This window comes from Stenotrophomonas maltophilia group sp. Smal13 (assembly GCF_030236855.1).
Taxonomy (GTDB): Bacteria; Pseudomonadota; Gammaproteobacteria; order Xanthomonadales; family Xanthomonadaceae; genus Stenotrophomonas; species Stenotrophomonas maltophilia_A.
This window is the reverse complement of record NZ_JASJSQ010000088.1, coordinates 1-20626: the sequence shown is the minus strand read 5'-3', so window position 1 is coordinate 20626 and position 20626 is coordinate 1. Positions and strand designations below refer to the sequence as shown.

Below are 20626 nucleotides of genomic sequence, written 5' to 3'. Positions count from 1 at the left end.
GTGAAGAAACAACGCCTTGCGCCATCCATCCGCGATTCTAACCGGATCCGGTCCGGTTTTGATGCAACGCAGCATCCGACGTTTCGCGGCCCCGTCACGTGAGCGGCGGGCCCAAGCCTGGCGATCGTAGCCCCAGTAGCGCCAGGCCATGCCTGGCGACGCCTTCAATCAGACCAGCTCCAGAATCTCGTCACCGGCCTCATCGATCTCACCGGTCGGGCGCCAGCCCAGGCGCCGGTAGAAGCCATGCGAGCGCGAACGCGGGTCGGCCGAGCAGGCCAGGAACAGCCGGGTATGGCCAACATCGCGGGTCAGGCTCACCACCTCCTGCAGCAGCTGGCGGCCGATGCCACGGCCCTCGTACTCCGGCAGCAGGGCCAGCACCAGCACTTCGCCGGTGTCGCGGTCGGCGAAGCAGTAACCGGCCATGCGCTCCCCTTCCCAGGCGACGCGGCCGATCGAATCGCCCTGGGCGATGCCGGCCGCCCAGCTTTCCGGCGTGATGCCCAGCTCCGCCAACTGCGCGGCACTGAAGGCGTTCTCGCGGGTGCGCCCGCGCAGGTCGATGCAGGCGGCGGCATCTTCGGGGCGCGCATCGCGGACGAATACAGGCATGCAGGGCATCCTTGCAGTGATCGGCCGACCAGTATCCGCATCACGCATGGACCCGGTGTGGAGACTTCGTGGAGATTGGATGGAGCAAAAAGGGGACGGAGGGGATTAAGTCGTCTTTGCCCAGAATGTCGTATGGGCCTTAAACGACTTAATCCCCTCCGTCCCCTTTTTTGCAGGGCTGCCTCAGCGCTTGCGCCGCACCAGCGCTGAGGAGGCGTCCAGCACGGCGCGGGTCAGCAGGGCCATGGTCTGGACGTCACCCTTCCAGTGCTGCCAGTACAGCGGCACGTCTTCCCACGCGCGCTGGCGTACGTAGACCAGGCGGCCGGCGTCCAGGTGCCGCTTGACCAGCGGCAGCGGGTTCATGGTCCAGCCCATGCCGCCCAGGTTGGCCTGCACGAAGGCACGTGTGGACGGAATCCACCAGGTCGGTGCGGTGCTGGGCAGGTCGTCGCCGGCCATGCGCCGGGCAAAGCGCGACTGCATTTCGTCCTTGCGGTTGAACACCAGCACCGGCGCCTGCGCCAGCGCCTGCGCGGTCACGCCCTTGGCAAAATGGCGTTCGCGGAATTCGGGGGTACAGGTGGCGGCGTAACGGATGCTGCCCAGCGCGTGGATCTGGCAGCCCTGCACCGGCTCGTCCAGCGTGGTCACCGCACCCAGCACCGTGCCCTGGCGCAGCAGTTCGACGGTGTGGTCCTGGTCCTCCACGCGCAGGTCCAGGGTGGTGCCCGTGCTCTGTGCGAACTGCGAGGCGGCCTGCGGGAACCAGGTTTCCAGGCTGTCGTGGTTCACCGCCACCGGAATGCTGGCCTGCGGCAGGTCCTCGTCGGCCAGGCCCATCCGGTGCAGGGCATCGTGCTCGAGCAGGGCGGTCTGCTCGGCCAGCTGCACCAGCACCTGGCCCTCGGCGGTGGCGGTGGCCGGGGTGCCGCGCTTGACCAGCAGGCGACCGACCCGATCCTCCAGTGCCTTGACCCGCTGCGAGATGGCCGAGGGCGTGACATTCAGCGACTGCGCGGCGCGGTCGAAGCTGCCTTCGCGGATCACTGCGGCGAGGGCGCGCAGCTGGGCATGGTCGATACGCATCGAATTAAGTTCCGCTAATGTTGGTTTAGGAAGTTTAGCTCGTCTTTTTCATGTTGCGGCGCGACAATGGCGCCCGTTCCGGTGCTGTCCGCCTTCGCGAGGCACCGTCCCCCCAAGCAAGCAAAGGCAGTGAATCCCATGTTCTCGGTCATCTCCGCCAGCACCGGCCTCGGTGCCTGGTTCTCTGGTGCAGCTACCGGCATCGGCCTGTTCGCCGTGGTCGGGGCCCAGAGCGCCTTCATTCTGCGCCAGGGCATCCTGCGCAAGCACATCGTGCCGGTGGTTGCCACCTGTGCGGCCATCGATGCGATCTTCATCTTTGCCAGCGTGGCTGGCCTGCGCACGCTCACTTCGGCGCTGCCGTGGCTGACCACTGCCGTGCTGTGGACGGGCGTGGCGTTCCTGGCCTGGTACGCCATGAAGTCGGCACGCCGTGCGATTGCCGGTGGCGGCGGCATGGGCGAGGCTGACAGCGACGACGGCAGCCGCCGCGCGGTGCTGATGGCTGCGGTCGGCTTCTCGCTGATCAACCCGCACTTCTGGCTGGACATGATGGTGATCGGCTCGATCGCCGAGAACTTCGGCAACGCCCGCATGGCCTTCGCCGCCGGTGTGGTGACTGCCAGCTGCCTGTGGCTGACCGCGCAGGGCCTGGGCGCACGCCTGCTGGCGCCGCTGTTCACCAAGCCCAGCACCTGGCGTGTGCTGGATGGCACCATCGCCGTGATCCTCAGCATCCTGGCCCTTACGTTGGCGGTGCGCGGGGTCCACTGACCCGGCGCACGCCCCCCCGAACCCACGTCCTGACTCTCTCTCCAAGGTAGTGGTAACGACGGCACCGGCAACGGTGCCGTCGTTTTTTCTGCCGATGTGGCGCGGCAAACGGTCACGTGCCTAGAATCGTGCATCCGGACAGGGTGTCCGGTTTTCCATGGGGGAAGGATGCGCAGGATTGTGCTGGCTGTACTGTTGGGCGCGGTTGTGGGTGGGGCATCGGCCGCAACGCTGGACCTGGATCGCTATCTGCGGCAGGAGTCGTTTACCGACATCAAGATTTCACCAGGGGGCGAGTACGTCGCCGCGACGGTTCCGCTGGAGGCGGGAACCGCATTGGCGATCTACCGCATTGCCGACATGAAGATGGTCGGCAGCTTCCGCCCGCCCCGCAACGATCACGCGCACACCTTCGACTGGGTCAGCAACGAGCGGCTGCTGGTGGGCATGGCACAGAAGTTCGGCGTGCTGGACCGGCCGACGCCGACAGGCGAACTGTTCGGTATCAATGCCAACGGCAAGGGCGGCGAGCTGCTGGTGGGGTACCGGGTTGCCGACCAGAGCCTGGGCACCAACATCAAGGTCAAGCCGGCAGGCCTGGTGGCCGCCTACCTCAGTGATGAGCTCAAGGACGATGACCGCAACGCGCTGGTGACGGTGATCCCGCTGGTCGGCAGTTCGCATGCGCAGGTCGAGCGCATGGACGTGATCACCGGTCGCCGCAACGCCGTGGCGCGCGCTCCCATTCCCGATGCGGACTTCACGACCGATGAGCAGGGCGAGGTGCGTTTCGCACGCGCTGTCGTTACCGATGGCACGCAGAAGCTCTACTACCGCACGGGCAGCAACAGCGACTGGATCCTGCTCAATGATGAATCCCTGAGCAAGCGCATCGAGGCGCCGCTCGGCTTCTCGGCCGATGGTCGGCTGGCGTACCTGCAGGTCGAGCAGGCAGATGGACCTGATGCCATTGTCAGCTGGGACCCCCAGAGCAATGAACGACGCACCGTGCTGCGCGATGGGAGTGCCGACCCGGCGCGCATCATCCGGCGCCCCGGCAGCCGCGTGCCGGTCGGGGCCCTGTTCCTTGGCAGTGCGCCGCGAACGGCATTCTTCGATGACGCCTCGGACGACGCTCGCCTGTACCGCAGCCTCGAAGCCGGCCTGGGCGGAGCGGTCTACATCACCTCCAGCACGCGCGATGGCAAGACGGTGCTGGTGGAAACCTGGTCAGGCAGCAATCCGGGCGATTTCTATCTCTATGACACGGTTGGCAAGAGTGCACGGCACCTGATCAGCCGCAGTGACTGGATCGACCCCGCGCTGGCGGCGGAGGTGCGTCCGATCAGCCTGACGGCCCGTGATGGGCGTCCGCTGCATGGCTTCCTTACCGTCCCGCATGGCCGCGAGGCCCGTGCGCTGCCGATGGTGGTGGTGCCGCACGGAGGTCCGATCGGTGTTGCCGACCAGGGCGCCTATGACACCGAGACACAGATGCTGGCGGCGGCAGGTTACGCGGTACTGCAGGTGAATTTCCGCGGCTCTTCCGGCTATGGCCGGGCCCACATGCAGGCCGCGCGAAAGCAATGGGGGCTGTCGATGCAGGATGACGTCACCGATGCCACGCGCTGGGCGATCGAACAGGGCGTGGCCGACAAGAACCGCATCTGCATCTATGGCGCCAGTTACGGTGCCTATGCGGCGATGATGGGGGCGGTGCGCGAACCGGGCCTGTACCAGTGCGCGGCCGGCTACGTCGGCATCTACGACCTGCCGTTGATGTACGCCCGCGGAGACATCCAGAGCGATGAGTCAGGCCTGGCCTACCTGCGGAACTGGCTGGGATCGCCCAAGGATCTGGCAGAGCGTTCCCCGGTGAATCTGGCCGCGCAGGTGCGGGTGCCGGTATTCCTGGCCGCGGGTGGCCAGGATCAACGTGCGCCGATCGTGCACAGCGAACGCATGGAAGCTGCGTTGAAGAAGGCCGGCACGCCGGTGGAAACCCTGTACGTCAAGAATGAAGGGCATGGTTTCTATTCCCCTGCCAACCAACGTGCGTACTACAGCAGGTTGCTGGCCTTCCTCTCGCGCAGCCTGGGGGGCCAGGTGGCCGGGCAGGCCGCGCCTGCGGAGAAGAGCAGCGCGCCCTGAACAAGCCGGGGGCGGCGGATGATCGATCCGCCGCCCCCGGAGTTCGCCTGCATCGGGCTTACTTGACCCCGTGCATCATCTTCTTCAGCAGCGGCGCGGCGATGAAAGCGGCCAGCGCACAGCCCAGGCCGATCCACATCAGCAGCCAGAACAGGTGCGCATAGGCACCGGCCGCGGCCACCATGTCCAGCGATTCGCCTTCGGGCACTTCGATCGCGGCCAGCTTGCCGAACAGCGCCGCCAGCGTTTCCGAGAACGCGGTGGCCAGGAACCAGGTGCCCATCATCAGGCTCATCACCCGCGGCACGGCCAGCTGGGTCACCGCCGACAGGCCGACCGGCGACAGGCACATCTCACCGCTGGCCAGCAGGAAGTAGGCCAGCACCAGCCACCACACGCTGGCCATCTCGCCGGTGGCGCCGACCTGCTGTGCGGCCAATGCCAGCGGCACGAACGACAGCGCGCCGATCACCAGGCCCCAGGCCGATTTGACCGGCTTGCCCGGTTCCCAGCCGCGGCGGTCCATCCACGTCCACAGTGCGGCGAAGGCCGGCGCCAGCAGCACCAGGAACAGGCCGCCGAGGTAGGTCAGTGAGCCGGCGGTCTGCGGAATCACCAGGCAGTCGCGCACCAGCAGCACCAGCATCAGCACGACGATGGCGGCGAAGAACGTTCGCGGCGCAGATGAGCCCGGACGGCGCTCGGACAGCCGCGCGCTGACCACGAAGCCCAGCGGTGCCAGCAGCAGCGAGATGATCGACCACGGCAGCGGGGTACCGCCGGTGATCACCAGCGAGGGCACGATGTCCTTGGTCAGCAGGCGGTCGGTGAAGGTCACCCAGGAGCCATACGACTGCTCGTACATCGTGAAGAACACCAGTGCCATGAAGATCAACACCATCAGCGCGACCATCTGCTGGCGCTGCACCGGCGTGCACTTGCTGCCGGTGAACCAGGCGAACCAGACCAGCACGCCGCCCAGCACCACCAGCATCAGCATCAGTGCCAGGCTGATTTCACCGCCCAGCGCGAACGCGCCGTTGCCGGCCGCCCACATCAGCCAAGCCACCGGCAATACACCGAGCATCGCGCACAGATAGATGAGCCATTCGCGCGGCAGGCCCAGCACCTTCTGCTTCAGCGCGGCCGGCTGTGGCGGCTCGGCGTGGCCCTGCAGGTACTTCTGGCCCCACAGGAACATCGCCAGGCCGGCCAGCATGCCGATGCCGGCCGCACCGAAACCGTACTTCCAGCCATAGGCCTCGCCGAGGAAGCCGCACACCAGCGAAGAGAACAGCGCGCCGAGGTTGATGCCGGCGTAGAACAGCGAGAAGCCCGAATCGCGGCGCGGGTCGTCCTTGGCGTACAGCTTGCCGACGATGGTGGAGATGTTCGGCTTGAGGAAGCCGACGCCCATGATGATCAGCGCCAGCGACAGGTAGGTCACCGCCAGTGCCGAGGTGTCGCGCACCACTTCGCCGTTCACGCGATACGCGGCGTGGCCTTCGAAGGCCATGCCGAGGTGGCCGAGCACCAGCAGGATGCCGCCGAACAGCACCGCCCGGCGCATGCCCAGCCAGCGGTCGGCCAGCATGCCGCCGAACACCGGGATGCAGTACACCAGGCCGCCATAGGCACCGAGCAGGTCCAGGCCGGCCTTGTCGCCGAACAGGTGGTACTTGGTCAGGTACAGCAGCAGCAGCGCCTTCATGCCATAGAAGGAGAAGCGCTCCCACATTTCGGTGAAGAAGCAGACGTAGACGCCCTTGGGATGGCCCAGGAAATCGTCGGAAGCGATAGCGGTGGAATTCATCGCGGAATTATAGGCCTGTGGCCCGATCCGCTTTCAGTAGATCCACGCCATGCGTGGATTGCCGGACTGGCCTGGGCGATCACAGGTACCGCAACCACGCCAGATCGCGCCTTCGTGCCTTGAACCGCGCGAACGCCCGCGTCGGCGGGTACAGCACCACCGCCAGCGCACAGGCCACCAGCAGCAGGCCGGCCACCGAATCCAGTGCGTACAGATCACCGTGTGTCGGCCCCCAGATCGCCAGCGCGGCCAGGTACAGCCCCTTCAGCACATACAGGTGCAGCAGGTAGAAGAACATCGGCGCGGCGCCGACATCGGCCAGCGGGCGCAGCGCGCGCGCCAGTGGCGGCCATTCGTACAGGCGCAGCAGCAACAATCCCACGCCCAGGGTCAACAGCAGGAACTGCAGCGACGGCGGGTACTTGGTGATGTTGAACACGCTCATCCAGGTGCGCAGCGTGCTGGTCTGGTACTGCCACGGTGCATCCCCGTACTGGTTGGCGAACCGCAGCAGGGCGAACAGGGCCAGCGCGCCGACGCCTGCGCACAGCAGCCAGCGCTGGCGTTGCGCGGGGTCGCGGTCGCGGGCGAACCACGGTCCCATCAGGTAACCCAGCGCGATCACCCCGATCCACGGCAGCACCGGGTAGGAAGTGCGCAGGCGCAGCGCGCCGGTCTCGATCCAGTCGCGCTGGTGCAGCACTTTCCACAGCATCGCCAGCAGACCGTGGCCTTCCACTCGCACGCCGTCCAACAGGTTGTGCCCGGCCACCACCGCGACTGCCAGCACCAGCAGGGCCGGGCGCGGCAGCCACAGAAGGCCGGCCAGCGCGATCATGCTCAGTCCGATGGCCCAGATCACCTGCAGGTACAGCGTTTCCGGCGGCAGCTGGAAGGTCCAGGCGAAGTTCACCAGGGTCAGTTCCAGCACCACCAGGAACAGCCCGCGCTTGAGCAGGAACGCGGCCATGGCCCGGCGTGGATCCGGCTGGCGCTGGCCGTACAGCCAGGCCGACAGACCAGTGAGCAGCACGAATACCGGGGCGCACAGATGCGCCAGCAGACGGCAGGCGAACAGCGCAGGGGAGACCGTCGATGCGTCCATCGGGTCGCTTACCTGATGCTGCAGGAAGAAGGTCTCGCGCACGTGGTCCAGCAACATCAACAGCATCACGGTGCCGCGCAGTTGGTCGATGGAGGCCAGGCGAGGGGAGGGGGAAGGGGGCATGCGATGCAGTAACAGCAAGGTAGCATTAAGATATAACATATCATTTGCTCTGCGCCCAGCCGGACTTTGCCGGGTCGGTCGATTGCCGGTCCACGTACTGGCCCATTGCGCTGCAGCACACGCCCCCATCCTTTGGCACGCTGGACTTGATCTGCCCTGAACGCTAGCGTGGCAGGGATTTTTTGCCAGCAGGGGCTTCCATGAACCACGACGCTGCGCCCAAGCAGCTCACCTTCCGCGCAGTGGCCCTGGCCATCGTGCTGGCGGTGGTGCTGTCGGCCGCAAACGCCTACCTCGGTCTGTTCGCAGGCCTGACCATCGCCACCGCCATTCCCGCCGCGGTGATTTCCATGGGCGTGCTGCGCCTGCTGGGCGGTGGCTCCATCCTTGAAAACAACATCGTGCAGACCGGCGCCTCGGCCGGTTCGTCGATCGCCGCCGGTGTGATCTTCACCATCCCGGCGCTGGTGATCATGGGCTACTGGCCGGACTTCAAGTACTGGTGGGTGCTGGGCATCGCCGGCCTCGGTGGCCTGCTGGGCGTGCTGTTCTCGGTGCCGCTGCGCCGTTCGATGATCGTTGAAGACCCGCTTCCGTTCCCGGAAGGCAAGGCTGCGGCCGAAGTGCTCAAGGCTGGTGAGAACCCGGGCCCGGGCCTGAAGATCCTCGGCCTGTCGGCAGTCATCGGTGCCTTCGTCAAGCTGGCCGCGGAAAGCGGCATGCGCCTGATTCCCGACGCCTGGGCCACCTCGGCCTACGTCGGCAGCTCCAAGGTCACCGCCTTCATCGGTACCAACCTGTCGCCGGCACTGCTGGGCGTGGGCTACATCGTCGGCCTCAACGTCGGCATCGTGGTCGTGTCCGGCTCGATCCTGACCTGGCACATCGCCATCCCGATCTACCAGGCGTTCTTCATGAACACCGATCCGGGCCTGGCCGCCTCGGTCGCTACCGCATCCTCCACCGAGGCGGCGTTCGCCATCTGGGGCGCGAAGATGCGTTACCTGGGTGTCGGCGCAATGCTGATCGGCGGCATCTGGACCCTGATCTCGCTGCGCAAGTCGCTGCTCAATGGCGTCAAGAGCGGCTTTGCCGCCGCCCGCAAGAGCGGTGGCCCGGTGCTGGCGCACACCGAGCGCGACCTGCCGATGAAGTGGATGCTGGTGGCCCTGGTGGTCTTCGTGCTGCCGCTGCTGGCCCTGTACCAGGCCATCGTCGGCCAGTGGCACGTGTCGATCCCGATGACCATCATCATGATCGTTGCCGGCTTCCTGTTCGTGTCGGTCTCGGCCTACCTGGCCGGCTTGATCGGTTCGTCCAACAACCCGGTGTCGGGCATCACCATCTCCACCATCCTGTTCGCCTCGGCCGTGCTGGTGGTGCTGCTGGGCGCCGATGGCCTCAAGCCGGTCGGTGCCGGCGGTGCGCCGCTGGGCGCGGTGGCGGCGATCATGATCGGCGCGGTGGTGTGCTGCGCCGCAGCGGTTGGCGGTGACAACCTGCAGGACCTCAAGGCCGGCTATATCGTAGGTGCCACCCCGTGGAAGCAGCAGCTGATGCTGGGCATCGGTGCCTTCTCGTGCGCGCTGATCATGGCCCCGGTGCTGAACCTGCTGGCCACCGCCTACGGCATCGGCGTGAAGTCCGAGCTGCACCCGAACGCGCTGGCTGCGCCGCAGGCCAACCTGATGGCCTCGGTGGCCAAGGGCCTGTTCGGTGGCGAACTGCCGTGGACCTTCATCGGCATCGGTGCCGTGGTCGGTGCCGCCATCATTGCCTTCGACAGCTGGCTGAAGTCGCGCAACGCACGCTTCCGCGTGCCGGTGCTGGCCGCCGCCATCGGCATCTACCTGCCGCTGGAGCTGATGGTGCCGATCTTCCTCGGCGGCCTGATCGCCCACCTGGTCGAGCGCTTCCACAAGGTGCGAGCCGATGACGAAGAAGGCCGCGACCGCGTGCACAAGCCGGGTGTGCTGTTCGCTGCGGGCCTGATCACCGGTGAGGCACTGATGGGCATCGCCATCGCGATTCCGATCGTGGTCAGCAGCCGCGCCGACGTGCTGGCCGTGCCGTTCCACCTGCCGGGCGCGCAGTGGATCGGCCTGGCCGTGCTGTTCCTGGTGGGCTGGCTGATCTACCGCACCGGCAAGTACACCAAGGCGTAAGGGATGGGTAGTGCCGGCCGCTGGCCGGCAATCCCGGAATCTCGTGATACCCCTGGTTGCCGGCCAGCGGCCGGCACTACCGCAAACCGCGCTACGGCGCGGTTTGCTTTTTCTGGCGGCGGGGCCAACCCCGCGGGCAGCCATGACCGATGGCCTTGGCAGCCCCGGCCGCACGGGCCTACCATCGGTTTTTTGCCGTCCTGCGGAGACCCCGATGAAACTGCGTCATGCCCTGCTGCCACTGAGCCTGCTGGCTGCCCTGCCCAGCGTTGCCGCTGCCCGTGGCCTGGAAGTCCGCGACATGGTGGCCATGGACCGCGTCTCCGCGCCGGTACTGACCACGGACGGTGGCACTGTGGTGTTCGCCAAGCGCAGCGTGGACGCCAACCTGAAGGCCTCCACCGCGCTGTTCGCGCGCAACCTGCGCACGCGTGATGCCGCTCCGCCGAAGCAGATCACCCCGGCCGGCTGGAGCGTCAATTCCGCGTCGCTGTCGGCCGATGGCCAGACCGTGTATTTCCTCAGTGCCAAGAACGGCAGCCAGCAGCTGTACGCGCAGCCGATCAATGGCGGCACCCCGCGCCAGCTGACCGACTTCCCGGTGGACGTGGACAGCTACCACGTGTCACCGCAGGACGACCGCGTGCTGTTCAGCGCCGGCGTGTTCCAGGCCTGTGCCTCGGACCTGGCATGCACCGAGAAGAAGCTGAAGGAAAAGAAGGACGCCAAGGCCAGCGGCCAGGTGTGGGATTCGCTGTTCGTGCGCCACTGGGATACCTGGAACGACGGCCGCCGCAACACCCTGTTCGTGGCACCGCTGCCGGCAGCCAAGGCCGGCGCGGTCAAGGGCGCCTCGGCGCTGAGCGCGACCATCGACGGCGATGCACCGTCCAAGCCGTTCGGTGGCAATGACGATTTCGCGTGGTCGCCGGATGGCGCCAGCGTGGTGGCCAGCATCCGCGTGGCCGGCAAGCAGGAGCCGTGGTCGACCAACTTCGACCTGTACCGCTTCGACGCTGCGGGCAAGCAGGCGCCAGTCAACCTGACCGCCTCCAATCCGGCCTGGGATGCCGGCCCGGTGTTCAGTGCCGACGGCAAGACCCTGTTCTACCGCGCGATGAAGCGCCCGGGCTTCGAGGCCGACCGCTTCGGCCTGATGGCGATGGACCTGGCCAGCGGCAAGACCCGCGAGATCGCGCCGCAGTGGGATCGCTCGGCCGGCGGCATCACCCTGTCCGCCGACGGCGCCAGCATCTACACCACTGCCGATGATCTCGGCGAGCACCCGCTGTTCCAGATCGACGTGGCCAGTGGCAAGGCCACCAAGCTGATCGGCGACGGCAGCGTGACCTCGGTCGACGTGGCCGGCAACAGCGTGGCGATCACCCGCAACAGCCTGAAGAGCAACGACCAGGTGCTGGTCGGCCTGCTGCCGGCCGCAGGCGAAGCCATCGGCGAGCTGCGCGCACTGACCCCGGCCGCAGGCGACGTGCTCAAGGACGTCAGCTTCGGTGAGTACGAACAGTTCGAGTTCAAGGGCTGGAACAACGACACCGTGCATGGCTACGTGGTCAAGCCGCACAACTACCAGGAAGGCAAGTCGTACCCGGTTGCGTTCCTGATCCACGGCGGCCCGCAGGGCAGCTTCGGCAACGGCTGGAGCTACCGCTGGAACCCGCAGACCTATGCGGGCCAGGGCTACGCCGTGGTGATGATCGACTTCCATGGTTCCACCGGCTACGGCCAGGCCTTCACCGATGCGATCAGCCAGCACTGGGGCGACCGCCCGCTGGAAGACCTGCAGAAGGGATGGGATGCGGCGCTGAAGAAGTATTCCTTCCTCAACGGTGACAAGGCCTGTGCGCTGGGCGCCAGCTACGGCGGCTTCATGGTCAACTGGATCGCCGGCAACTGGAACGGCCCGTTCAAGTGCCTGGTCAACCATGACGGCGTGTTCGACCAGCGCATGATGGGCTACGCCACCGAAGAACTGTGGTTCACCGAGTGGGAGCAGGGCGGTACGCCGTACCAGAAGGCGGCGAACTACGAGAAGTTCAACCCGGTCAACCACGTGGCGGACTGGAAGAAGCCGATCCTGGTCATCCACGGCCAGCAGGACTTCCGTATTCCGGTCGAGCAGGGCCTGGCCGCGTTCACTGCTGCCCAGCGCCAGGGCATCGAATCGAAGTTCCTGTACTTCCCGGATGAAAACCACTGGGTGCTGAAGCCGAACAACAGCATCCTGTGGCATGACACCGTCAATGCCTGGCTGAAGCAGCACATCGGCAACTGATGACTGCAGCGCCGCCCTTCGGGGCGGCGCTTTTGTTTCGCCATCTGCTGTACCGGTGGGTGCCGACCGTTGGTCGGCACACCTTCCTGATCTGCCGCCAACAGCAGCCGGCCAGCGGCCGGCTCTACCCAGAGCGCCTGCATGCCCTCGACCGCCCTGATCCAGAACGACATCGTCGTCTTCGGTTTGATCGCCGCCACCCTGGGCGCCGTGTTCTGGACTGCCTCGCGGGAGCAGGGCCTGTGGAAACGCTTCTACACCTTCGTGCCGGCACTGCTGCTGTGCTACCTGATTCCCGGCATCTACAACACCGTCGGCCTGATCGACGGTCAGAACACCAAGCTCTACAACCCGATCGCACGCGACATCCTGCTGCCGGCAGCGCTGATCCTGCTGACCCTGGCGGTGGACATCAAGGGCATCCTGCGGCTCGGCCCGAAGCTGGTGCTGATGTACCTGGGTGCGTCCGCCAGCATCATGCTGGGTGCGGTGGTGGCTTTCCTGGTGATGCGCGCGCTGCATCCGGAAACGGTGGCCGGTGACACCTGGGCCGGCATGGCCGCACTGGCCGGCAGCTGGATCGGCGGCGGTGCCAACATGCTGGCGATGCGCGAAGTGTTCGACGTCAACGCCACCACGTTCGGCCAGTTCGCGGTGGTCGATGTCGGTGTCGGTTACGTGTGGATGGCCGCGCTGATCTTCCTGGCCGGGCGCGCAGCGAAGATCGACGCGCGCAGCGGTGCCGACACGTCGGCCATCGATGAGCTGAAGGAGCGCATCGCGCGCTTCCAGGCCGAGCATGAGCGCGTTCCCAGCCTCACCGACCTGATGCTGATCGTGGCAGTGGCCTTCGGCGGCGTGGGTCTGTCACACGCGATCGGTGCGCCGCTGGCAGCATGGTTCAAGGCCAATGTCAGCTGGGCCTCGCAGTTCAGCCTGGATGCGCCGTTCGTGTGGGTGGTGGTGCTGTCGACCACGCTGGGCCTGAGCCTGAGCTTCACCCGTGCACGCACGCTGGAAGGTGCGGGCGCCTCGCGGCTGGGTTCGCTGCTGCTGTACTTCCTGATTGCCTGCATCGGCATGCAGATGGATCTGCTGGCGCTGCTGGACCGCCCGTGGCTGTTCCTGCTCGGCCTGATCTGGATTGCCGTGCACATCGCGCTGCTGTGGTGCCTGGGCAAGCTGCTGAAAGTGCCGTTCTTCTACTTCGCGATCGGTTCGCAGTCGAACATCGGTGGCCCGGCTTCGGCGCCGGTGGTGGCTGCAGCGTTCCATCCGGCCCTGGCGCCGGTGGGCGTGTTGCTGGGCACGATGGGCTACGCCACCGGCACCTACCTGGCCTACATCGTCGGCATTACCCTTCGCGCGCTGGCAGGGCAGGACTGATGGGGTAGTGCCGGCCGCTGGCCGGCAACCAGGTAATGCTGCACGGGTTCATGAGGTTGCCGGCCAACGGCCGGCACTACCGATGCGTTACGCCACCGGCAATCCGCGTTCGATCAACCACGCCTTCGCGTCTTCGGCGTCCTGCTCGAACCGCGCCGAGTGAAAAGAGGGGCGCCGCAAGGTCCGGCGCGTCGCCACGCGCCCGTGGCCAACCGCGCCCGCGGCTTTACGCCACCGGCAACCCGCGTTCGACCAGCCACGCTTTCGCGTCTTCGGCGTCCTCTTCAAACCACGCTTTCGTAGACCCCAGCCGATACGTATACCCCCAGGCATCCATGTCGGCCATCAACCGCGCACTGCCAACGCCAGGCAGCTGCCCGGCCAGCACGATCTGCAGGTAGCAGGTGGCATCTTCCTCGGCCACCGAGTCGGTGGCGTCGGTATGCACCTGCGCACGCCGCTCCGGCGGCAGCACGATCAGATGGCAGGCTTCGTGCAGCATCGAGTGCACGGGCGTGTCATCGCGCACGTACACGTTGCTGGCGATGATGCCGGCCTCGGGCTCGCCCCAGTAGCTGCCGGGAATCGGTTCACCGGCCGCGACGTGGTGCAGCTGCAGGCCATGCGCGGCGAGCAGGCACTGCGCATCAGCGAAGGCGATGTCGCCCACGCAGGTGATGTCCACGGCGGTTGTTGTATCGGTCATGCGGGTCAGGCAGCCCCGCCCGTGCAGGCACGGGCGGGGCAGAGCTTCAGGGTTTGTCCGGGCCTTCAGGCAGCGCCACGGAGATGTCCAGCACATCGTGCTGGCCATCCTTCACCAGGTCGACCTTCACTGCATCGACGTCGATGTTCACGTACTTCTTGATCACTTCCAGCAGCTCGCGCTGCAGCAGCGGCAGGTAATCGGGGCCGCCGCGGTTGCTGCGCTCCTGCGCGATGATGATCTGCAGGCGGTTCTTGGCGGTTTCGGCGGTGGTCTTCTTCGCTTTGAGGAAATCAAACAGGCCCATGCTTACCCTCCGAACAGCTTGCTGAAGAAGCCCTTCTTCTCGACGTTGGTGAAGCGCATCGGGCGTTCTTCGCCGAGGATGCGCGCGACGGCGTCGTCGTAGGCCTGGCCGGCTGCGGACTCGACATCCAGGATGACCGGCTCGCCCTTGTTGGAGGCGTTGAGTACGTCACCCGACTCGGGGATCACGCCGATCGCCTTCAGGCCGAGCACTTCCTCGACGTCGGCGATGCTGAGCATCTCGCCGCTTTCCACGCGCAGCGGGGTGTAGCGGGTCAGCAGCAGGAAGGCCGGCACGTCCTGGCCGGACTCGGCCTTGTGGGTCTTCGAGTCGAGCAGGCCGATGATGCGGTCCGAGTCGCGCACCGACGACACTTCCGGGTTCACCACCACCACCGCACGGTCGGCGAAGTACATCGCCAGGAAGGCGCCCTTCTCGATGCCGGCCGGGGAGTCGCAGATGATGTAGTCGAAGCCGTCGGCGGCCAGGTCCTTCAGGACCTTGCCCACGCCTTCCTGGGTCAGTGCGTCCTTGTCGCGGGTCTGCGAGGCGGCCAGCACGTACAGGTTCTCGAAGCGCTTGTCCTTGATCAGGGCCTGCTTGAGGGTCGCTTCGCCGTGCACGACGTTGACGAAGTCGTACACCACGCGGCGTTCGCAGCCCATGATCAGGTCGAGGTTGCGCAGGCCGACGTCGAAGTCGATCACCGCCACCTTCTTGCCGCGCCGTGCCAGGCCGCAGGCCAGGCTCGCGCTGGAAGTGGTCTTGCCGACGCCGCCCTTGCCGGAGGTGACTACGATGATTTCAGCCAAAGGACTTCTCCTGATGATTCTGTTTGGGTGCTGCGTCAGTCCAGCGCAGCGATCTTGATCTGGTCCTGTTCCAGCCACACCTGCACGGCCTTGCCGCGCAGGGAGTCCGGGACATCGTCCAGTACCTTGTAGTGGCCTGCAATGGCGACCAGTTCCGCATGGAAATCACGGCAGAAGATGCGTGCCGCGGTGTTGCCCTGTGCCCCTGCCAGCGCACGGCCGCGCAGGGTGCCGTAGATGTGGATGCTGCCATCGGCGATGACCTCGGCGCCGGCGCCGACGGTGGCCATCACGGTCAGGTCGCAGTTTTCAGCGTACAGCTGCTGGCCCGAACGCACGTTGCCCAGCTGCATGCGGCCCGGCTGCGGTGCGGCGGCGTCGGCAACCTTGGCCACCGGCGTGGCCGGTGCCGGCTTCGGTTCGGCACGGGCTGCGCGACGCGGTTCCGGCGCGGGCGGCGGCGGCGGGGCCGGCTCGGCCTCGGCACGCTCGTACTGGGCGCGGAACTTGGCCAGCAGTGGCAGCCCGAGCTGCTGCGAGAGCAGGTCGACCGCGCTGGTGCCATAGGCCAGCGCCACCGGCAGCACGCCGGCACTGCGCAGGCCATCGACCAGCGCCTGCGCGGTGGCCACGTCCGGCACCTGGCTCAGGCCGCCGAAGTCGAGGATCACCGCGGCGCGGCCGAACAGTTTCGGCGCACGGGTGACGCGTTCGCGCATTTCCTGCACGAGGCGTTCGACATCAAGGGTACGGATGCGCAGGTTGGCGATGCCCACCTGGCCGATCTTCAGTTCACCGGCCTGTTCGTAATCGAAATTCACCGCCACGCTCAGGTCCCCGTCGGCCGCTGTGCCTGCGCCGGCAGATGCCGGGCACGTGTCCATGCCACATCCGGCAGCTTGCCGCCGTAGGTCTCCTGGACCCACGGGTAGCTGCACAGTTCCTTGGCCAGCATGCTGGCGCGCACGTCGACCTGCGGCATGGTGTTCTGGCCCAGCTCGCGGAAGCCGAAGCTGCCGTGGAAGAGCAGGGCGGCATCGGCGCCATGGTCGAGGAAGACTTCGCAGGTCATCTGCGGGTAGCGCAGCTCGGCAAAGCTCTGCGCGTCGGCATAGAACGCACGGCCGACGCCACCGCCACGACGGCGGCTGGCGACCACGATGCGGTCGATATAGAAGAACGGGGTGTCCAGCTGCTGCTTGAACCAGGCGAAGTTGCTGCTGTCGTGCTGGCTGTCGCTGCCGAAGCCGATCAGGAAGCCGGCCAGGTTGCCGTCGCGCTCGGCGACGCGGAAATATTCAGCGGTTTCGTAGAACAGGCGCAGGCGGGCCGCATCCAGGGGAAGGATGGCCAGGCCAGCGTTGTTGTTCAAAGCCAGGACGGAATCGAGCTCGTGCTCGCGCACGTCGCGGATGACAATCGACATTGTGACTCCGTGGGGTAACGCGGTTGGTCCGTCAAATTGGACCCTGCGCACGATTATTGCATGCCCGGGGTGGGCTGCGGCATGAACAGGGGACCTCGGATGCATGACTTCCGTGGGAGTGCGCGACGCGGGCCGGGCCCGTAGAGTGCTGGCATGTTGGGAGTCCTCAGCCATACCCGCGTCCTCCGTCTGGCCGGCCTGTTTACCTGGGTCATGGTCGGCCTGCCACTGGCGTACTCGCAATTCGAGAACCTGCACAGCCGCAGCGATATGGGCAGCTGGGCGATCCTGTTGTTCGTCGCCTACCTGTCCTTCGGCGCCGCGTACTACTGGCTGACCCGCCTCCTGCGCAGTGACAGCGACAGTCACACCACCTGGCTGGACCGCGGCCTGCTGCTGCTGCTGACGGTTTCGGCGCTGGGCGTCAGTTTCCTCAGTGGTTCGGGCCTGGGCAGCATCCTGATGATGGTGGCTGCCGGCGTCATTCCGTGGATGCTGTCGGCGCGCCTGTGCGTGCTGTGGCTGCTGGTCAGCCAGCTGGCGGTGGCCCCGGTCTATTACATACTGCTGAACTTCCCGCTGTTCGAAGCCGTGATGCAATCGCTGCTGTATGGCGGCTTTTCCATGTTCATCTTCGTGACCAGCCTTGTCGCGAGACAGCAGACCCAGGCCCGCGACGAGCAGCGCAGGCTCAATTCGGAGCTGCGTGCCACTCGTGCCCTGCTGGCCGAAAGCGCTCGCGTCAACGAGCGAACCCGCATTTCGCGTGAGCTGCACGATCTTCTGGGGCATCAGCTGACCGCACTGACCCTGAACCTCGAAGTGGCCGGTCACCTGGCCGAGGGCCAGGCGCTGGACCATGTAAAGCGCTCGCATGCCTTGGCCAAGCTGCTGCTGGGCAACGTGCGTGAGGTGGTCAGCCAGCTGCGCGAGACCGGCGCCATCGATCTGGCGGCGGCGCTGCGCCCGCTGACCGAGAACGTGCCCTCGCTGGACATCCAGCTGGAGATCGAGGATCCGCTGAACGTGGAGGACCCGCAGCGGGCCCACGTGCTGCTGCGCTGTACCCAGGAGATCATCACCAACGCGGTGCGCCATGCCGGCGCCCGCCACCTGTGGATCAAGGTGTACCGTGAAGCCCCCGACCGGGTGGTGGTGGAGGCCCGCGACGACGGCGTCGGCGCGGATATGGTCAATGTGGGCAATGGCTTGCGCGGCATGCGCGAGCGCCTGCAACAATGTGGTGGCCAGCTGCAGGTCGAAACCCGTCCCGGTGAAGGCTTCCGGCTGCGGGCGACGGTGCCGGCAACGGTGCTGGTGGCCGCCCTTACCAAGGTTCCTGAAGGAGTGCGTTGATGATTCGCGTCTGCCTGGTCGACGACCAAACCCTGGTGCGGCAGGGAATCCGCTCCCTGCTGGCGCTCGACGACGGTATCGAGGTGGTGGCCGAGGCCGGCGATGGCCGGCAGGCGGTCGAGCTGATACCGCAGGTGCGCCCCGACGTGGTGCTGATGGACATGCGCATGCCGGTGATGTCCGGGCTGGAGGCGCTGCAGGTGCTGTCGCGCCAGGAGCAGCTGCCACCGACCATCATCCTCACCACCTTCGATGACGACCAGCTGGTGCTGGCCGGGCTCAAGGCCGGAGCCAAGGGCTACCTGCTCAAGGACGTGACCCTGGCGCAGCTGGTCGGTGCCATCCGCACCGTGGCCGACGGCGGTTCGCTGGTGCAGCCGGCCGTGACCCAGCGCCTGCTGTCCGGCCTGGAGCACATGCGCAACGAGTTCGTCAGCCTGGACCGCCCGGACCCGTTGACCGACCGCGAGACCGAGATCCTGCGCCTGATGGCCAGTGGCTTCTCCAACAAGGAGATCGCCAACTCGCTGGGTGTGGCCGAAGGCACCATCAAGAACCACGTGTCCAACATCCTGTCCAAGCTGGGCGTGCGCGACCGTACGCGCGCCGTACTGAAGGCGTTCGAACTCCAGCTGGTCTGAGGAAAACCTTTTCAGGACAATGACTTGAGGTCCAGTCATGGCCCTCGGGTGGGGTTGCCCCCTACTTCACGGGTATCGGTATGCGGTACCCTTCGAATTCTTTGTCCATACAAATACGCAGCCGGCAGGGAAACCGGTGCGCCAATCCCGATAAACAATGCCCGCGAAGCCTGCTAGGATTGGCGCTTCGCTTCAATCAACCCGGCCGTGGGATCGGCCCCGGAGACTCTCTGAATGACCCGTATTATCGAGTTCCTGATCGCCTTGGGGATCGTGGCTGGCCTGTTCGTCATCATTGGCGTATGTCTGCCGGGCGAGCGTCACATCACCGAAAGCATCGAGACCAACCGCAAGATGACGATCGTGTACGACACGGTCAGCAGCCTGCGCCGCTTCAAGGACTGGAACCCGCTGGTACTGCGCGATCCCGCCGTTGAACTGAAGCTGTCCGGCCCGGCCTCCGGCGTCGGTGCCACCCTCGACTTCACCTCCAAGGACCTGGGCACCGGTTCCTGGAAGATCACCGAAGCCGAAGAGAACAAGCGTGTTGCGATCGCCATCGATGACGCCACCAAGGGTCACGACAAGATCACCACCTTCACGCTGGAGCCGACCGGCAAGGGTGGCCGCAACGTCAAGATCACCCAGGACTACTCGGTGAAGTACGGCTTCGACCTGTTCGGCCGTTATGCCGGCCTGTATGTCAGCCGCCAGATCGGCGACGACATCAAGATGGGTCTGTCGCGTATGGCCAACATGCTGGCCAGCGTCCCGAACGTGGACTACCGCACCCCGGAAGCCCCGCTGACCGATCTGGCCATCGTCAATGTGCCGGCTGAAGACCTGCTGGTCGTCAACGCCGGTAACGTGGACCGCGGTCAGGACACGATCACCAAGTCCATCAAGGACAACCAGGAGTGGATCAAGCGCGTGATGGAGGCCAATGGCCTTGAAGCCGCCGGTCCGTTCCGCATCATCACCACCGATTTCGGTCAGGAGAAGTACGCCTTCGACATCGCCCAGCCGGTGAAGAAGAAGGGTGCTGAAGGTGCCACCGCTGAAGAGCTGACCGTCAAGATCGACGGCGGCGCTCCGGTCAAGTACGTGCACGTGGCCCCGCACCGTTCGGCGCATGCCGCCTACACCGGCCACATGGCGGGTCTGGACGTGGCCCGCAACGGCCTGCGTGCCTGGGCTGTGACCAACGGTTCGGAAGTGGTCGATCGCCCGTACGAAACCTGGAAGGACGGTCTGGACAAGTCGTTCACCCCGGAAGCGACCTACGACATCTACTGGGCCGTCAAGTAAGCCTCGGCTGACCCATGTAGTGTTGGACACGAAAACGCGCCGCTCATTGCGGCGCGTTTTTTTTCATCTGGCGCCCGGTAAGGGCGCTGCGCAAGGAGCCCACATGTTCAATCTCGAACGTCGCGCACGTAAGCCATCACTGCTGGCCTGCCTGGGGGCGCTGCTGGCCGCCGCCTCTATCGGCCTGTCGGCCTATGCCTCGCACGGTGTGGCCGACCCGCTGGCGCAGCAGCATCTGAACATGGCGGCGCTCTATGCGTTCGCGCATGGCGCGGTACTGGTGGCGCTCGGGCCGCGCGCGCAGGGCGCGATCGCGCACCTGGCGTTGTACGTGCTGCTGCTGGGCGTGCTGCTGTTTTCCGGCAGCCTGGTGGGCGGTGCGTTGTGGCAGTGGCCGACACGGATGGCACCGATCGGTGGCACCAGCATGATGGCTGGATGGGTGCTGCTGGCGATCAATGCGTTGAGGCGGTGACGGCAATGCTCGGCTTCGAGCGAAGCGACCGGCTTTTGTCTTTGCTCTCTTGTTCCATTCCGTGGCGGACGCACACGGAAA

Annotated in this window: 18 protein-coding genes; 9 read left to right on the top strand and 9 right to left on the bottom strand. The window is 66.1% G+C overall.

Annotated features, from left to right (window positions below; genetic code table 11):
• Positions 1–168: 168 nt before the first annotated feature.
• Positions 169–615, bottom strand: coding sequence for a GNAT family N-acetyltransferase (locus QRO95_RS20860; protein WP_285303398.1), 447 nt, complete (start codon positions 613–615; stop codon positions 169–171).
• Between the two features lie 183 nt (positions 616–798).
• On the bottom strand, positions 799–1704 hold the full coding sequence (locus tag QRO95_RS20855; RefSeq protein ID WP_010483397.1) for a LysR family transcriptional regulator ArgP: 906 nt from the start codon (positions 1702–1704) through the stop codon (positions 799–801).
• A 138-nt stretch (positions 1705–1842) separates the two neighbouring features.
• On the opposite strand from QRO95_RS20855, the gene QRO95_RS20850 reads away from it, so the two are divergent.
• Together QRO95_RS20850 and QRO95_RS20845 are read left to right on the top strand one after the other, a co-directional pair.
• Positions 1843–2478: a LysE/ArgO family amino acid transporter gene (locus tag QRO95_RS20850; RefSeq protein ID WP_005408523.1), complete on the top strand. Its 636-nt coding sequence runs from the start codon at positions 1843–1845 to the stop codon at positions 2476–2478.
• A gap of 168 nt (positions 2479–2646) precedes the next feature.
• On the top strand, positions 2647–4629 hold the full coding sequence (locus QRO95_RS20845; protein WP_149909366.1) for a S9 family peptidase: 1983 nt from the start codon (positions 2647–2649) through the stop codon (positions 4627–4629).
• A 58-nt stretch (positions 4630–4687) separates the two neighbouring features.
• Here QRO95_RS20845 and QRO95_RS20840 read toward each other — a convergent pair whose 3' ends face one another.
• Both QRO95_RS20840 and QRO95_RS20835 read right to left on the bottom strand, forming a co-directional pair.
• Entirely contained in the window at positions 4688–6442 is a 1755-nt protein-coding gene (locus tag QRO95_RS20840; protein WP_032127610.1) for a peptide MFS transporter, read from the bottom strand.
• 79 nt (positions 6443–6521) lie between these two features.
• Positions 6522–7670, bottom strand: a complete 1149-nt coding sequence (locus QRO95_RS20835) for a DUF1624 domain-containing protein (RefSeq protein WP_285303397.1) — start codon at positions 7668–7670, stop codon at positions 6522–6524.
• Between the two features lie 200 nt (positions 7671–7870).
• Here QRO95_RS20835 and QRO95_RS20830 point away from each other — a divergent pair, with 200 nt between their 5' ends.
• From QRO95_RS20830 to QRO95_RS20820, 3 genes are all read left to right on the top strand, one after another.
• On the top strand, positions 7871–9835 hold the full coding sequence (locus QRO95_RS20830) for an OPT family oligopeptide transporter (protein WP_125893769.1): 1965 nt from the start codon (positions 7871–7873) through the stop codon (positions 9833–9835).
• A 214-nt stretch (positions 9836–10049) separates the two neighbouring features.
• Complete coding sequence (locus QRO95_RS20825) at positions 10050–12128, top strand: S9 family peptidase (protein WP_253145497.1); 2079 nt, start codon at positions 10050–10052, stop codon at positions 12126–12128.
• A gap of 141 nt (positions 12129–12269) precedes the next feature.
• Positions 12270–13514 carry a DUF819 domain-containing protein gene (locus QRO95_RS20820; protein WP_285303396.1) on the top strand — a complete coding sequence of 415 codons (1245 nt, stop codon included), beginning with the start codon at positions 12270–12272 and terminating at the stop codon, positions 13512–13514.
• Between the two features lie 226 nt (positions 13515–13740).
• On the opposite strand, the gene QRO95_RS20815 is transcribed toward QRO95_RS20820, so the two are convergent.
• Genes QRO95_RS20815 through QRO95_RS20795 form a run of 5 tightly spaced genes read right to left on the bottom strand, consistent with a single transcriptional unit; the run spans position 13741 to position 16765 of the window.
• Positions 13741–14220, bottom strand: coding sequence for a hypothetical protein (locus QRO95_RS20815; RefSeq protein ID WP_049398895.1), 480 nt, complete (start codon positions 14218–14220; stop codon positions 13741–13743).
• Positions 14221–14266: 46 nt separating this feature from the next.
• A complete protein-coding gene (gene minE / locus QRO95_RS20810; RefSeq protein WP_004148073.1) occupies positions 14267–14527 on the bottom strand; it encodes a cell division topological specificity factor MinE in 261 nt (86 codons plus the stop codon).
• 2 nt (positions 14528–14529) lie between these two features.
• Positions 14530–15339 (bottom strand): septum site-determining protein MinD, encoded by an 810-nt coding sequence (minD, locus tag QRO95_RS20805; RefSeq protein WP_010483375.1) that lies wholly within the window; start codon positions 15337–15339, stop codon positions 14530–14532.
• A 35-nt stretch (positions 15340–15374) separates the two neighbouring features.
• Positions 15375–16223: a septum site-determining protein MinC gene (gene minC / locus QRO95_RS20800; RefSeq protein WP_050509775.1), complete on the bottom strand. Its 849-nt coding sequence runs from the start codon at positions 16221–16223 to the stop codon at positions 15375–15377.
• Positions 16169–16765, bottom strand: a complete 597-nt coding sequence (locus QRO95_RS20795; protein WP_032127604.1) for a GNAT family N-acetyltransferase — start codon at positions 16763–16765, stop codon at positions 16169–16171. The genes minC and QRO95_RS20795 overlap by 55 nt, the downstream gene beginning before the upstream one ends.
• 153 nt (positions 16766–16918) lie before the next feature.
• Between QRO95_RS20795 and QRO95_RS20790 the strand changes: the two genes are divergently transcribed.
• From QRO95_RS20790 to QRO95_RS20775, 4 genes are all read left to right on the top strand, one after another.
• Entirely contained in the window at positions 16919–18121 is a 1203-nt protein-coding gene (locus QRO95_RS20790) for a sensor histidine kinase (RefSeq protein WP_049461775.1), read from the top strand.
• The gene (locus QRO95_RS20785) at positions 18121–18762 is read left to right on the top strand and encodes a response regulator transcription factor (RefSeq protein ID WP_006424175.1); all 642 of its coding nucleotides are present in this window, start codon (positions 18121–18123) and stop codon (positions 18760–18762) included. The genes QRO95_RS20790 and QRO95_RS20785 overlap by 1 nt, the downstream gene beginning before the upstream one ends.
• Before the next feature lie 234 nt (positions 18763–18996).
• Positions 18997–20070, top strand: coding sequence for an SRPBCC family protein (locus QRO95_RS20780; protein ID WP_032127602.1), 1074 nt, complete (start codon positions 18997–18999; stop codon positions 20068–20070).
• A 103-nt stretch (positions 20071–20173) separates the two neighbouring features.
• Positions 20174–20545: a DUF423 domain-containing protein gene (locus QRO95_RS20775; protein ID WP_019659313.1), complete on the top strand. Its 372-nt coding sequence runs from the start codon at positions 20174–20176 to the stop codon at positions 20543–20545.
• The last annotated feature ends 81 nt before the right edge of the window (positions 20546–20626 follow it).

Coding starts and splice junctions, on each gene's coding strand:
- QRO95_RS20860 (WP_285303398.1), bottom strand. CDS start 615: ATGCCTGTATTCGTCCGCGATGCGCGCCCCGAAGATGCCGCCGCCTGC.
- QRO95_RS20855 (WP_010483397.1), bottom strand. CDS start 1,704: ATGCGTATCGACCATGCCCAGCTGCGCGCCCTCGCCGCAGTGATCCGC.
- QRO95_RS20850 (WP_005408523.1), top strand. CDS start 1,843: ATGTTCTCGGTCATCTCCGCCAGCACCGGCCTCGGTGCCTGGTTCTCT.
- QRO95_RS20845 (WP_149909366.1), top strand. CDS start 2,647: ATGCGCAGGATTGTGCTGGCTGTACTGTTGGGCGCGGTTGTGGGTGGG.
- QRO95_RS20840 (WP_032127610.1), bottom strand. CDS start 6,442: ATGAATTCCACCGCTATCGCTTCCGACGATTTCCTGGGCCATCCCAAG.
- QRO95_RS20835 (WP_285303397.1), bottom strand. CDS start 7,670: ATGCCCCCTTCCCCCTCCCCTCGCCTGGCCTCCATCGACCAACTGCGC.
- QRO95_RS20830 (WP_125893769.1), top strand. CDS start 7,871: ATGAACCACGACGCTGCGCCCAAGCAGCTCACCTTCCGCGCAGTGGCC.
- QRO95_RS20825 (WP_253145497.1), top strand. CDS start 10,050: ATGAAACTGCGTCATGCCCTGCTGCCACTGAGCCTGCTGGCTGCCCTG.
- QRO95_RS20820 (WP_285303396.1), top strand. CDS start 12,270: ATGCCCTCGACCGCCCTGATCCAGAACGACATCGTCGTCTTCGGTTTG.
- QRO95_RS20815 (WP_049398895.1), bottom strand. CDS start 14,220: ATGACCGATACAACAACCGCCGTGGACATCACCTGCGTGGGCGACATC.
- minE (WP_004148073.1), bottom strand. CDS start 14,527: ATGGGCCTGTTTGATTTCCTCAAAGCGAAGAAGACCACCGCCGAAACC.
- minC (WP_050509775.1), bottom strand. CDS start 16,223: ATGGACACGTGCCCGGCATCTGCCGGCGCAGGCACAGCGGCCGACGGG.
- QRO95_RS20795 (WP_032127604.1), bottom strand. CDS start 16,765: ATGTCGATTGTCATCCGCGACGTGCGCGAGCACGAGCTCGATTCCGTC.
- QRO95_RS20790 (WP_049461775.1), top strand. CDS start 16,919: ATGTTGGGAGTCCTCAGCCATACCCGCGTCCTCCGTCTGGCCGGCCTG.
- QRO95_RS20785 (WP_006424175.1), top strand. CDS start 18,121: ATGATTCGCGTCTGCCTGGTCGACGACCAAACCCTGGTGCGGCAGGGA.
- QRO95_RS20780 (WP_032127602.1), top strand. CDS start 18,997: ATGACCCGTATTATCGAGTTCCTGATCGCCTTGGGGATCGTGGCTGGC.
- QRO95_RS20775 (WP_019659313.1), top strand. CDS start 20,174: ATGTTCAATCTCGAACGTCGCGCACGTAAGCCATCACTGCTGGCCTGC.